This window comes from Pseudoalteromonas sp. PA2MD11 (assembly GCF_017808125.1).
GTDB classification, from domain to species: Bacteria; Pseudomonadota; Gammaproteobacteria; order Enterobacterales; family Alteromonadaceae; genus Pseudoalteromonas; species Pseudoalteromonas simplex.
Genome location: NZ_JADKNF010000005.1, coordinates 127,927 through 142,625, shown reverse-complemented (window position 1 = coordinate 142,625; position 14,699 = coordinate 127,927). Strand labels below are relative to the sequence as shown.

General features: G+C 41.8%; 9 protein-coding genes. 7 read left to right on the top strand and 2 right to left on the bottom strand.

Annotated features, from left to right (window positions below; translation table 11 throughout):
- Window positions 1-4: 4 nt before the first annotated feature.
- The 5 genes from ISP07_RS08220 (at window position 5) to ISP07_RS08200 (ending at window position 5,654) form a co-directional block, all read left to right on the top strand.
- Window positions 5-604 (top strand): XTP/dITP diphosphatase, encoded by a 600-nt coding sequence (locus ISP07_RS08220; protein ID WP_209327334.1) that lies wholly within the window; start codon window positions 5-7, stop codon window positions 602-604.
- Window positions 601-1,734 carry a radical SAM family heme chaperone HemW gene (hemW, locus tag ISP07_RS08215; protein WP_209327333.1) on the top strand — a complete coding sequence of 378 codons (1,134 nt, stop codon included), beginning with the start codon at window positions 601-603 and terminating at the stop codon, window positions 1,732-1,734. Before ISP07_RS08220 ends, hemW begins: the two co-directional genes overlap by 4 nt.
- Before the next feature lie 40 nt (window positions 1,735-1,774).
- Entirely contained in the window at window positions 1,775-3,610 is a 1,836-nt protein-coding gene (locus ISP07_RS08210) for a DUF885 domain-containing protein (protein WP_209327332.1), read from the top strand.
- Between the two features lie 99 nt (window positions 3,611-3,709).
- Window positions 3,710-4,393: a hypothetical protein gene (locus ISP07_RS08205; protein ID WP_209327331.1), complete on the top strand. Its 684-nt coding sequence runs from the start codon at window positions 3,710-3,712 to the stop codon at window positions 4,391-4,393.
- 4 nt (window positions 4,394-4,397) lie between these two features.
- Window positions 4,398-5,654, top strand: coding sequence for a lipopolysaccharide biosynthesis protein (locus ISP07_RS08200; RefSeq protein ID WP_209327330.1), 1,257 nt, complete (start codon window positions 4,398-4,400; stop codon window positions 5,652-5,654).
- Here the strand turns inward: ISP07_RS08200 and ISP07_RS08195 are convergent.
- A complete protein-coding gene (locus ISP07_RS08195; protein ID WP_209327329.1) occupies window positions 5,643-6,359 on the bottom strand; it encodes an SIMPL domain-containing protein in 717 nt (238 codons plus the stop codon). The two genes, ISP07_RS08200 and ISP07_RS08195, sit on opposite strands and share 12 nt — an antisense overlap.
- A 169-nt stretch (window positions 6,360-6,528) precedes the next feature.
- Between ISP07_RS08195 and ISP07_RS08190 the strand changes: the two genes are divergently transcribed.
- Window positions 6,529-9,198 carry a bifunctional acetate--CoA ligase family protein/GNAT family N-acetyltransferase gene (locus ISP07_RS08190; protein ID WP_209327328.1) on the top strand — a complete coding sequence of 890 codons (2,670 nt, stop codon included), beginning with the start codon at window positions 6,529-6,531 and terminating at the stop codon, window positions 9,196-9,198.
- A 9-nt stretch (window positions 9,199-9,207) separates the two neighbouring features.
- Window positions 9,208-10,161: an ion transporter gene (locus ISP07_RS08185; RefSeq protein ID WP_054552676.1), complete on the top strand. Its 954-nt coding sequence runs from the start codon at window positions 9,208-9,210 to the stop codon at window positions 10,159-10,161.
- A gap of 21 nt (window positions 10,162-10,182) precedes the next feature.
- Here ISP07_RS08185 and ISP07_RS08180 read toward each other — a convergent pair whose 3' ends face one another.
- Window positions 10,183-14,688 (bottom strand): EAL domain-containing protein, encoded by a 4,506-nt coding sequence (locus ISP07_RS08180; RefSeq protein WP_209327327.1) that lies wholly within the window; start codon window positions 14,686-14,688, stop codon window positions 10,183-10,185.
- Window positions 14,689-14,699: the final 11 nt, after the last annotated feature.

Sequence of the window (14,699 nt, the reverse complement as noted above, 5' to 3'; positions counted from 1 at the left end):
ACCTATGAACAACACCTTGGTTTTAGCCACGGGTAACCCTGGCAAAGTAAAAGAGCTGGCAAGCATGCTCAGCCCACTTAATATTAACGTGGTTCCACAAAGCGATTTTCAAGTGCCAGACGTGCCAGAAACAGGCACCACATTTGTTGAAAACGCCATTATTAAAGCGCGTCATGCAGCAAAGATCACGGGCATGCCTGCGATTGCCGATGACTCTGGCCTTGAAGTAGACGGCCTAAATGGTGCGCCGGGAGTCTACTCTGCACGCTTTGCCGGAGCGGATGCTGGCGATCAAGATAATATCGATAAGTTATTAAAAGAGCTTGCTGATAACCCTGTTCGCAGTGCACGTTTTTGGTGTGTGTTAGTACTAATGCGCCACGCCGACGACCCAACACCGCTAATTTGTAGTGCCAGTTGGGAAGGCGAAATCACCCATAGCCAAGATGGTCAGGGTGGTTTTGGTTATGATCCGGTGTTTTATGTGCCGTCTGAGCAATGTACTAGCGCTCAGTTAACTAAAGAGCAAAAAAATGCCCTTAGCCATCGCGGCCAAGCTTTAAAACAACTACTTGCGCAATTGCAGCAAAAAGGCGGCCTGTGAGTCTACCGCCTTTAAGTTTATATGTGCACGTGCCTTGGTGCGTGCAAAAGTGCCCATACTGTGACTTTAATAGCCATGGCCAAAAAGGCACGATCCCCGAAAAAGAATACGTTCAGCATCTTATTGATGATCTCAAGGCCGATTTACACTTAGTACAAGGGCGTAAAATCCACAGCATCTTTATTGGCGGCGGCACCCCAAGCTTATTAACCGGGGACGCTTATACTCGCCTACTTGGCGAAGTCGACAGATTAATTGGCTTAAGCGATGACTGTGAAATTACCCTAGAGGCAAACCCAGGCACCGTCGAAACCGGTCGCTTTAAAGAATATGTTGCCGCTGGCATTAATCGTATTTCGATTGGTGTGCAAAGCATGCAAAACGACAAGCTAAAAGCCCTTGGCCGCATTCATGGTGCTGATGAAGCAAGCTACGCTGCTAAGCAAGCACACCAAGCGGGGCTAAACAGCTTTAATCTTGATTTAATGCATGGCTTGCCAGGGCAATCTGTTGCAGACGCCTTGAGCGACCTTGAAAAAATCATTGCCCTTAATCCTCCCCATATCTCTTGGTATCAGCTAACCATTGAGCCAAATACGCAGTTTGCTTCTAAGCCACCGACCTTACCTCATGACGACACCCTTTGGGATATTCAAGAACAAGGTCAAGCGTTACTCGCAGCAGCAGGTTATGAGCAATACGAGATCTCAGGCTACGCGAAGCCCGGTTACCAATGCCGTCATAACTTGAATTATTGGCGATTTGGCGATTATCTCGGTATCGGCTGCGGTGCCCATGCTAAAATTACTGATGAGAATAAAGTCATCACCCGTACGGTGAAAGTAAAACACCCTCGAGGTTATATGGATCTTGCCAAACCGTATTTATACGAACAATGGCAAGTAGCAGAAGACGACTTAGCTTTTGAATTCTTTATGAATCGTTTTCGTTTAGTCGAACCCTGCCCCAAAGCTGATTTACCTTTGCTTACAAGTTTGTCACTGCAAAGTCAGGAACAAGCCTTGACTGAGGCAATTGCAAAAGGCTTACTAATTGATGATAAAGATAACTGGCAGGTAAGCCAAAAAGGCCATCGCTTTTTAAATGACCTGCTAGAATTATTCGTTTAAGAATTATAATTAAATTTCTAACAACTACAAAGGAACGATAATGCGTAAACTGACCTTCATCGCTGCGGCGGTAAGTGTTGCATTGCTTGGCGGCTGCCAACAAATGCAAGAGCAACCGAAGCCTGCACCAAGTGTACAAAGCCAACCTGTACAAAGTGAAATCGATAAAGCTAACGCCTTCTTCGAAGATACTTTTAACCGTGATGTAATGAAAAGCCCTATTTATCAAACATACATGGGCATCAAAAAAGATTACGATAAATGGGATGATGGCAGCGAAGAGCGCGTTTTAGAAGACTTTGAACAAACTAAAGCTGACCTAGTTGCGCTTAACGCAATTAACCGCGACCTATTAGATGACGCAACAAAAGTAAGCTATGACCTTAAAAAGCAAGATTTAGAAAACGAAATTGCTGATTTCAAATGGCGCCATTACAACTACCCTGTGAACCAAATGTTTGGTGTTCACTCGATGATCCCTGCGTTTTTAATCAACCAACATCAAATTGCCGATGTATCTGATGCTAAAGCGTATATCTCACGTTTAAATGGTGTTACAACGGTTATTGATCAACTAATCAAAGACCTTGAAGTACGTGCAGATAAAGGCATTATCGCGCCTAAGTTTGTTTTCCCTCACGTGATTGATTCAAGCAATAATATCTTACGCGGCGCACCATTCCATGATGGTGAAGACTCAACGTTACTTGCTGACTTTAAACGTAAAGTTAACGCATTAGAGATTGCCGAAAGCGAAAAATCTGCACTTATCAGCGACGCTGAAAAAGCCCTAAAAGCAGCAGTAAAACCTTCTTACACTAAGCTAATTAACTTCTTAGCTCAGTTAGAAAAGCGCGCTGATGACCGTGATGGTGCTTGGAAATTCCCTGACGGCGAAGCGTTCTACAACAACGCTTTAGCACGTACCACAACAACTGATTTAACAGCGAAAGAAATCCACACTATCGGTTTAGCTGAAGTTGCGCGTATTCACGACGAAATGCGTGCAATCAAAGATAAAGTAGGCTTTAAAGGTGACCTTAAAGCGTTCATGCAATTCATGAAAACTGATAAGCAGTTCTACTACCCGAATACTGCTGAAGGTAAACAACGCTACCTTGATGAAGCAACAGCGCTTATCGATAACATGAAATCTCGTCTAGACGAGCTATTCATTGTTAAGCCAAAAGCTGACCTTAAAGTTAAAGCTGTTGAAGCATTCCGTGAAAAAGCAGCAGGTAAAGCGTTCTACCAACAACCTGCGCCAGATGGCTCACGCCCAGGTATTTATTACGCAAACCTTTACGACATGGAAGCAATGCCAACATACCAAATGGAAGCACTTGCATACCACGAAGGTATTCCAGGTCACCACATGCAAATTGCTATCGCGCAAGAACTTGAAGGTGTACCTAAGTTCCGTAAGTTTGGCGGCTACACAGCGTATGTTGAAGGTTGGGGTTTATACTCTGAGCTAGTACCAAAAGAAATGGGCTTATACGAAGACCCTTATTCAGACTTTGGTCGTCTTGCGATGGAATTATGGCGCGCATGTCGCCTAGTAGTAGATACAGGTATCCACGCAATGAAGTGGACACGTCAAGAAGGTATCGACTACTACGTAAATAACACACCTAACGCAACCTCTGATGGCGTTAAAATGGTTGAGCGTCACATTGTAATGCCTTCACAAGCAACGGCATACAAAGTGGGCATGCTGAAAATTTTAGAGCTTCGTGAAGCGGCTAAAGAAAAACTAGGCGATAAATTCGATATTCGTGAATTCCACGATGTAGTACTTAAAAATGGTGCAGTACCGTTAAATGTACTAGAGAAGTTTGTTGACCAATGGGTTGCTAAGAAACAAGCAGCTTAACCAATAAAGACTTGAAAAAGGCCGCTCAGCGGCCTTTTTTATTTATTTAAACAACTAGTTGAGCTATAAATGTATAAATAATAAAAAACGAGTATCTCCATGCAAAGCGCGATTGAGCAATTGAACAGCCGGCTTCAACATCATCAGTTAAAAGAACTCATTGCCGATTACCAAAGTTTATCGGGAGTTTTGCAAGCGGCACAATTACAGCATATCTATCAATTAGCGTGCAGTAGTGAAGTTAAATACTTGTTTTTACAAAATGTGGCAGCGCATTTACTCGAAGCAAGCCCGCTGCCAAGTGAAGCTGTCGCCTTAATTGATGATATCGATAAGCTGAGCTTTTTCACGCCTGGTCTTAAGTTTCAAAATGCTTTTTGTATTACCGACAACCAAGGTAACACCCTATTACATCATTTATTTACACAGTGTCAGGCTGATAACCTACCCTTTAATTACTTGCGTTCGTTAATGTTATTTGAAAGCAACGAAAGCTTGGGTGTTGCGTTAAAAACATTAAATAAGCAGCAGCTTACTCCTATAGGTTGCTTTATAGCGCAAAACAGCACGACTCAGATGCTAGCCAAACATGAATTCTCTGCATTATTAGCCATGATGGAAGTCGACCAAAATCACAGCCCGAGCGCAGTCAGCGCCTTGGTAAATACCCTTAAGCAATTTTATGGTGCCAATCAAGCAACGAGTAGCGACAGTAAAGTGCTGCTTTGCGCGGCCTATTTGCAAGTGCCAACGGCACAGTTATTAAACGCGCTCAATCAATAACTCCATGAATAAAGATGTTGTTAAAGCGTTTTTATCGCTCAGTAGTTTTACCGCCCTTAACCATGGTAGCCGTATTGTGCTTACCTTGTGCCTTGCAAGGTTATTAAGTACTGATGAGTTTGGTACTTTCGCGGCGTTACTCGCACTGTGTGAAATTTTGTTATTACCTGCGAGTATGGGCTTTGCATCATCTTTAATGCGTATTAGCTACCCGCTCTACAAAGCTCAGCAACATGACTTACTACGCGGCTTAAAACATGTTTATTTAGCGGCATCGTGTTTATTCGGGGTGATTTTTGTCGCTGCTGTGGTGATTAGCTTCCAAGCTATTTCACCGCACCAAAGCGCTCAAGAGCATGTGGTCTATTTACTATTACTGGTGCCGATTGGCGCCATTATGCAAAGCCAATCGGCTTTTTTAGTGGCTTTGAATAAACCAAAAATTGGCCTGATAACGCAGCAGTGTATTTTTGAATTGCTAACAGCTGGGTTTTGTTTTTTCGTGTACTTGATACGTGGCGACTTATCGTTAGTCGAGATTTGTATCTTGTTGTTTTGTAGCATCTTATGCGTAGTCATTTATCAATATTGGTTAATCAAAAAAATGATCGTCGCAAGTACTGCCCGCTACCAAACCAAGCAATGGTGTAAAGACTCCTTGATCATGCTCGCCAGTGGCGCTGGCACCGTATTAGTAGCAAAACTCGATGTCTTACTGGTGCATCACTGGTTTGGTGCACAAGGCGTGAGTATCTTCTTTCCTGCGGTAGTCATTGCTGGCTTACTGACTATTTTAGGCAATGCCGCCAACCAATATTTAAAACCCATTTTAATGGCAGATGAAACGACCGAGCAGCAACTTAGCGAATTAATGAAAGTGGTATGGCGTTTTAACTTTGCCGCTATTTTGCTACTTGCCCTGCTCGCAAAGCCACTACTCACTCTCTATGGCGAAAGCCAATTGCAGAAAGGGTTTTGGATTTTAATGCTGCTGTTACTCGGGCAGCTGTTATTACCAGCAAGAATCTTAGCCAGTAGCATGATCAAGTTAAAAGGGAACCCGCTTATTAACTTGTACGTATTACTTGGCGCAACCAGTGTCACTGTTTTAATGGCAGTACTGTTAAAAGATCAGTTTGGCTTATTGGGGGTGGCTGTGGCATTTAGTGGTGGCTTTATGCTCGGTGCGATTTGCCGCATGGTGATTGTGTGCACACGCATGCGGCTACCTTTATCTGTGGTACTGGGTTTAGTCAGATAGATAATATTCAACACTGGTAACAACACGCACTTTTTTCAGCTGAGGTGTGTTTGAATCTCTATCAGAAATTGAAAACTGCCCCTGACGCGCTGTTTTAATTTTACCTAATTTAGACTGTGAATCTTTGGCAAATTTCATTGCTACTTCGCGGGCTTTTTCGGTTGCTTCTTGAATCATATTTGGCTTAATTTCATTTAAGCCATTAATTAAATATTGAATCCGCGTTTCGTAATTATCTTGTACTATCGCAATGCCTTGCTTGGCTAATTGGCTTACTGCACCTAAGGCATTTTGCACTTTTTCAATATCATTTGAATAAACAATGACATTATTACGAGCAATATAACGAAACTGCTGATTCTCGCCGCCATATTCGCGAGCTTGTTTATCAATAATCGATTGGCTACCAAGGCTGATTTCTTCATCACTAAAACCATGTAGTTTTAAAAAAGCCACAACCGCATCACTTTTCTCTTCAACTCGACCCACTAGTTTTTCAAGGTTGTTATCGGCATCAGAAAACTGTAACGGCCAGATAACGGTGTCGGCCGGCACTTCCATTTCTGCTAGCCCTTTAACATGAACTGTGCGCTCCATGCCCTTTACATCAAGGGCTGCACTTTTCAAAATAAAACCTAATCCGAGCAAACCGACCGCCAATGCACACGCTGCAATAACGATATTAAATGGTTGCGCTTTATTCATGCTTTTCTCCTTGATGTAGGTCACTGTTTTTGACTCGAAAAGTAGTTATAAACAGGTTATCTTATGAGTATAACTTTTAATACTTTAGAAGCGTGTCGGTTCTAGTTTGAGTGTATTAAACTTAACAGACCCTGAAGTTTTAACAAACATCGCAAGCGAAGGAAACAGCATGAGCGTTAAACGTATTAGCCAATTTTTTAATCCTAAATCGGTCGCGGTGATTGGCGCCTCAAATTCCCCTAACCGAGCGGGCTTTGTGGTAATGCGTAATTTACTACAGGGGGGCTTTAAAGGCCCAATCATGCCTGTTAGTTTAAATCACAGCGCTGTACACGGGGTATTAGCCTACCCAAGCATTGCTGCACTACCTAAAGTGCCCGACCTTGCGGTTATTTGTACTAATAAAAATACCTTAATTAACATCATTAATGAGCTTGGAGAGCTTGGTTGTAAGCACGCGGTGGTAATTGCTGCGGGTTTAAACGTCGACCAAAAGCACGCATTAAAAGAAGCAGCTGCTGAGGCAAATGTCTCTTTACTTGGGCCTAATTGTTTGGGCTTACTTATTCCTCATATTGGTTTAAATGCCAGCTTTTCACATACGGTTGCAAGCCCAGGAAAGCTTGCTTTTGTATCGCAATCTGCGGCTGTTTGCTCAACCATTCTAGATTGGGCGAAAAACAAAGAAATTGGCTTTTCATATTTTGTATCTGTGGGTGATTGCCTAGATATCGACTTTGATGAGTTACTCGACTTTTTAGGCCGAGATGCAAAAACTAAAGCTATTTTGTTATATATCGATAATATTGAAGATATTCGCAGCTTTATTTCCGCAGCGCGAGCCGCTGCGTTTAGCAAACCCGTAATCGCCATTAAAACCGGTAAAACCAGTGCTGGTGCCCTCGCTGCAGAAATACACACTGGTGGCAAACAAAGCTCAGATGCAGTCTATGATGCGCTATTTCAGCGAGCAGGTATGCTTAGGGTAAACGACTTACGAGAGCTTTTCGCTGCGACACAAACGCTGGCAATGCACCCAAAACTTCTTAAAGTCGAGCAGCTAACCATTTTAACCAATGGCGGCGGCCCAGGTGTCATGGCTGTGGATACGCTCTTGCAAAGCTCAGGAAAGCTGGCTGAGCTTAGCGATGAGACTAGAGCTGCGCTTAATAAAGTCATCCCGCAATCAGAAATGACCTCAAATCCGGTGGACATTTTTGGTGACTCAGCGCCAAGACGCTATCAACAAGCCTTAGAAATCTTACTACAAGCTAAAGAAGTTAAAAACTTGCTGATCATTCATACGCCTTCAGCACTTGCACCGAGTGAAGACTATGCAGAGATCATTGTTGAAACCTTGGAAAAAATCCCAAAAATGGCTCGCCCTTATGTTATGACTAACTTTATGGGTGAAGATGCCGCCTATGCTGCACGTAAAGTCTGTACCAATAACGCTATTCCAACCTACCGTACACCTGAAGGTGCGGTGGGTGCCTTTATGCACTTAGTCAGTTATCGTCGTAACCAAAAGCATTTAACACAAACACCAGAATCAAACACCGATGATGCAAAAATAAATAAAGACGCTGCACGCTCTGTGGTGAGCGAGTTTTTAGCCGAAGAGCAAAGCTATTTATCAACCCATGAAGCTAGTCAAATTCTCACTCATTATGGTATTGATTGTATTCAAACTGAGGTTGCTTACACGCCAACAGAAGCCAAAGAACAAGCTATTGAGCTGGGTTTTCCGGTAGCATTAAAACTAATTAGCCCAAGTATTCCTTCTAAATCAGAAGTCGGTGGTGTTGTCCTTAATTTAAATGATGCGCAAGAAGTTGAGCAAACAGCCTTTGCCATGCTGCTACGAATCAAAAACACCTACCCTGATGCCCATATTGAAGGTTTTTCACTGCAACAAATGGCGCCGCGAGCGGGTGCTAATGAGCTACGTATCGCCATCAAAACAGAGCCTAACTTTGGTCCGGTGATTTTACTAGGTGAAGCTGGCACCGGACTTGAGTTCGCACAAGCAGCAGTGGCATTACCGCCACTTAATATGAACTTGGCAAAATACCTAATTGCTGCGGCGCATGATAAAGGCGTACTTAAAGACCGCGTGCTACCAGAAAAAGTCGATAAATACCGTTTATGCGCCCTACTCACCCGTATTTCGCAGCTGGTTATCGATCAACCTGATATCACCAGTGTTGAACTAAATCCAATTTTAGCCAGTAACGGGCAGTTTTTGGTCCTTGATGCGACTATCGGCCTTAGCCGTTATAAAGCAAAAGCGAACCGTAAACGCTTGTGTATTCGTCCCTACCCAATTGAATTAGTTAAAGAAGTAACCCTTAAAAATAATACCCAAGCACAGTTAAGACCTATCAAACCGGAAGATGAGCAAGCACACTTAGAGTTTGATCAATCATTGAGCAAAGAAGACAGATATAAGCGCTTCTTCGGTGAATTACCGCAATTTAATCATGATCAGCTCGCGAAAATGACGCAAATTGATTATGACCGAGAAATGGCGTTTATTGTCAGCCAAGAGCAAAATGGTTCAGCCTGTACATTAGGGGTATCTCGAGTGTTGATGGATCCAGACAAGCTCGATGCTGAGTTTGCAATTGTGGTGCGCTCTGATTGCCAAGGTTTAGGGCTTGGTACAATATTAATGAATGCGGCGATTGAGCATTGTAAAAACCAAGGCGTTAAACAAATTTCAGGGATCACTTTACCTGAAAATACTGGCATGATTGAGCTGGCACGAAAACTCGGGTTTAAGATCACCCGCGACTTTGAAGAAGGCAGCATTAATATGGTGCTAAAACTTAACTAAAACTGGATCATTATTTTGCATCGTTTAAGAAATTACACTGCACGAGTTTTTGAAGGTAATGGTAAATATCGACGTGTAGGACGCGCACTTGACGTGTTTTTGATGTCGCTGATCATGATCAATGTAGTGGCAATTGTTTTGGAGTCGGTTGGCCCTTTAGCAAAGCAGTATCATTATGAATTTTTAATGATTGAGCTGATTTCTGTTGCTATTTTCAGCCTAGAATATGTGCTCAGGCTTTGGTCATGTGTAGATAAAAGCGTGCACAAAGAAAGCACGCTTACAAACTCAAAGATTCGTATTAGGTATTTCTTCTCGCCCATGGCGCTGATTGATCTCATTGCGATTTTACCCACCATTCTAATGATGTTTGTGAGTGTTGATTTACGTTTCTTACGAGTACTTAGGTTAATGCGTATTTTTAAGCTCACTCGTTATTCAAGAGCGATGCAGCTATTACTAAACTCGTTCAAAGAAGAAAGCAGTTCACTGCTTGCTGCATTTTTTATAATGGCCGTGGTCTTGATCATCGCCTCATGCGGTATTTATTTAATTGAACATGATGTGCAGCCCGATAAATTTGGCTCTATACCTGCTGCAATGTGGTGGGCCATGGTGACACTTACAACCGTTGGTTATGGCGATGTGGTGCCTGTGACTCCTCTAGGCCGCTTATTTGGTGGTGCTATCACACTAGTGAGTATGGGCATGGTGGCAATTCCAACTGGTTTGCTAGCTTCAAGCTTTTCTGAACAGTTACGTAAACGCAGACAAGTGTTTACCGATGCAGTACATGAAGCCATTGAAGACGGCCACTTATCGCCAGTTGAAGAAGAACATTTAGAGAACTTACGCTATAAACTAGGCTTAAGTCAGCAAGAGGCGAACAAAGCGATTCATAACGAACTTAAAAACCGCAATCGTAATTTATATTGCCGCCACTGCGGTAAACGCCAAGATTAACTAAAGGGTAAAGCTTTGGCTTTACCCTAAAAACTCATCATCCCACAGGGTGTCTAAAAGCGCTTTTACTTCATCACCTGCTACAGGTTTACTAAATAGATAACCTTGAAAGTACTCACAGCCTAAAGAGCGTAAGAACTGCAATTGAGTGCGGTTTTCAACGCCTTCGGCAACACATTCTTTACCCAAGCTTTTTGCCAGCGTAAGCGTTGAGTTGATAATCGCTTCATCACCTTTATCAATACCAATATCATTAACAAAACTTTTATCAATTTTTAGCACATCAACCGGAAAGCGTTTTAAGTAGGTCAGTGACGCATAGCCAGTTCCAAAGTCATCCATATAAATCCGACAACCAAGGGCCTTGAGTTTATCCATGCTCTGCTGTGCTTTATCTGAATCATGCATCATGACTGATTCAGTAATTTCAAAAACCACCGCACTGGCAGGCACTTTACTAGCTTCAAGCGCCTTATGAATATTTTCAACTAAGTTTACACTTTCAAAATCAAGAGCAGATAAATTAATCGAAATATATAAATCAGGATGCGTCGTGCGCCATTGACGAAGCTCAATCAAAGCTCGTGATAAAGTCTGCAGCATTATTTTGGTAATTAACCCTGAGCTTTCTGCTGCGTTCGCAAAATCTTCAGGCTTATATTCATCTTTATTTGGCCAACGTAAAAGTACTTCTAGCCCCGCGACTTGGCGTGACTCAGCACTTACTATTGGCTGATAAAAGTTACAAAACTCATGTTCTTGGTAAGCTTTACTTAACTGCGATTCTAAATGCAAAGTACGTTGCACTTGTAAGTTCATTTCTTGCTTATAAAACTGATAACCACCTTCGACCAGTTGTTTGGCGTGATACAGAGCCACATTAGATGCTTTTAATAATGCTTTGGTGGTTTGCGCATCATCAGGATAAACAGCAACTCCCACACTGAAGTTTACTTTTACTGCTTGTTGGCTGAGCTCGATATGCGTTTCAACACTATCCATCACTCGTCCACACAATGATAAAAGCTCATCTACTTGTTTAAAGTCTTCAGCTAAAATAACAAACTCATCACCATCAAAACGTGCAAGACTATCTTGCGGTCTGAGAACTTGCTTTAGACGTTTAGCAACACGTTTCAGTAACTCGTCTGACTCTTCCCGACCGAGTGAATCATTAAAATATTTAAAGCGTTTAATATTAATATTTAGCAAAGCGACTTTATTTTGATGATAAGCAGCTTGCTCAATTGCGTGATTAACTCGGTCATTAAATAAGGTTTTATTTGGCAAACCTGTTAAGGCGTCATAGTTAGCCAATAAGTGTAATTCACTCTCCGCCAATTTTTGCGCGCTAATATCAGTCACGATTATGACGTAACTATCTAGCTGACGATTACTTCCTGCAACAGCACTAATTTTAATTAATACTTGGCGCTTTTCACCAGTTGCTACCTCTACAACGTCTTCAGCTGAGAAATGCTCGCCAGACTGCAGCTTTTGCATCACTCTTAAATAATGTATGCGGGCAGCAATAGACAAACCGAGTGTTAGCGAGCGACTAGAACGAGGTTCAGCCGGAAAACCAAATGCATCTTGAAATGATTTGTTAGTAGCTCGAATTCGCAGATTTTTATCTAAGATAAACACCCAATCGCGAGTTTGCTCAAACGCTGCACCAAACAAGCGCGCGTTTTCTTCAAATACGAGCTCTCGTGTCATATTGGTATAGGTACCGGCTACTTTTTCTGGCGCATTATCTTGCCACTCAACTACTTTGCCAAAATCTTTATACCAGCGCCAATTGCCATCAGCATGGCGTAATCGGTAGGTGCAATTAAAATAACCTTTTTGTGTTGATAAAAACTCTAACCACTCTAAGCGGAAAGTTTGCTTATCGTGAGGGTGAATTCTTGCTAAGTAATCATCTAAATTAACACTGTCTGTTTCATAGCCTAGCTCATTCTTAAGGCGCGGTTGATATATAATTGGACTTTGTGAAGACCAATCCCACACACCTGAATGACTCCCTTCAAGCGCTAACTTTAAGCGTGCTTCACTTTCTTTACTTTCTTTATGGGCGGCAAGCAAAATTTGTTGCATACGATTTCGTCTAAAAACCCAAGCAGCGACAAAAAGTGCAACTAATAAAACATACAAAACAATGAATTGCGGAGCACGCCAAAGTGGGTACTTTACTTCAATATTTAATATAGCGGGTGGCGTTAACTCCCCTGTTAATGGATCTTTTGCCCATACTTTGAGTTGATACTTACCCGCACTAAGTTTTGGGAATAACACCCGGTTGTTATTACGGGTATAGGTTTTTTGACCATCACCGAGTTGATACTCATAAATGATACGTTCTTGATAATTAAATGCCATTGCCGAAAAGGCAACTTCTAGACCTATGTCATCATGCTCAAGAACGACACTATCAATAGGCTGCTTTAGCTCGGCAGGTAGATCACGAGACATTAAATCAAGATTAGTAATATTAACGTGATCAATTAAAGCTTGCTGGTAGTGGTTATCCATAGGAGAAAAGTAAGTAAACCCTTTGAGCGTACCATAGACAATTTGCCCTGACTCAAGCTTTGTGAAAGCACCACTATTAAACTCTGTAGAGAATAGCCCCTCTGAGCCTGTAAATTGTTGAAAGTGAAGATTATTAGGATTAAGCCGCCAAAGTCCTTTATGGCTGCTCATCCAAATCATACCCGCTTCATCAAGTACCATGTCGTATAACAAGGTTCCTAATTTATTTTTTTCAAGGTCAATGGTATAGATATGCTCATAGGTGCTAGCATCTAGGCCGATTAAGCCAAAGTTAGAAAGCGATAACCACAGTACATTGTTATTATCTATGATGTATGACATCACATTAACGGCTACATTTTCGTGTTGCTCGGGAACAGTATAAATCGTTGTCAACTCGAAAGACTGCGGATCAACCTGATATAAAATACCTGCATTATAAAATAAAGGCGCATCGGGCTTAGAAGATAAGGCGGGTAAGAACCCATAAGCTAAAAATGGCTCAAATTCATCAAATTTCCCACCAAGTCGGGTCACTTTTTGGCTATCAATATTGTATACAAACATGCCGTAATCAGGGTGGACATAGTAAAGATCACCCGAGGGCATTAATAATATGCCATGCACCCAGTCGTTTATTAAAACCTGATTTTCAGGATTTGCAGCCTTAACAGGTGACGCTTGTTTTGTGTCTGGATCAAAACTCAAAATTCCCCTGTTAGTGTGTAACCACAACTTATCTTTATAGGGCATTATTTGGTAAACGCTGAACTCTGTCGTTATTAAGTCAACTTGGTAGTCTTTTAAGAACACTTCACTTTCGTTAGTCTGTAAGTCAACCGCTGTTAAACCGTTGTGTGTGGCCAGCCAAAGCCTATTTTTAAACTCCGCAATACTCCAAATCGAGTGATGTGATAAACCATCACCTTTCAGTGAGTTAGCAGTCACATTAATAAAGTTGTAATTATCATAAGATAAATAGAAGGCCCCATCATTTTTTGTCGCCAGCCACATGCCACCCGATTTATCTTTTACAACATCAATAATACTGTTATCAGCTAACGTATAGCCGCCTTCCCGTAAACGCTTATTTTTATTAAGCTCTGCTGTTACTAGGTCATATTCAAACAACCCTTTATCCGTACCTAAAGTAATCGCATCTTTTTCTTGAATGATGGTCCAAATATTCAAATCTTTTATTAAGGTTTTATTAGAGAAAGGCTTATTAGGAGTCTCAAACATCGCTTCTAAATTACTGATATCAACTTGATACAAACCTCTGACAGCACCGACTAGTAGCGTTGTTTGATCGATTACTGCAAATGATTTCACATAATTTTGATAAATATGACTTGGTTTTTGCTGTAAGTGCTCAAGCTTACGAACCTCACCGCTAGCAATTTGATATACATAAGCGCCATTACTTGTGCCCATAAAAATGAATCCGTTATAAGCATACAGCTCTCTTATAACACTGCTTTTTACACGCTCAGGGATTTCAAAAATTGAAGTGACTTGTTTTGTTTCTAAATCCAACTTGGCAAAGTCCCAACCCCGACCTAGCCATAGTGTTTTGTCATCAACAGCCACCATACTAAACACCGACTCAATAAAAATTTGCTCTTCTGTGGTGGGTTTAGCAATAAACTGCTGATAAGTATCGGAAGTGGGATCATAACGGAATAAACCCGCTTGTAGCGAAGCTATCCAAATATAGCCTTGAGGATCTTGGTAAATACGGTCAATGATGGCATCTTCAAGCTCACCATTAGGTCCTTTGATATGAACAACCTGATAGCCGTCGTAGCGATTAAGCCCCCCCTCAGTCGATAGCCAAAGATAGCCACTGTTATCAATGAGCATGGTGTTTACATAACTTTGCGATAAGCCTTCGCTGGTTGATAACCGTTTAACCTGTGAATAAGCGCAGTGGCTAAACAAGACAAAGCTCAAAAATAAAAAAATGGTTATACTGGAAAAGAGCTTAGTCATTGACGTTCCAA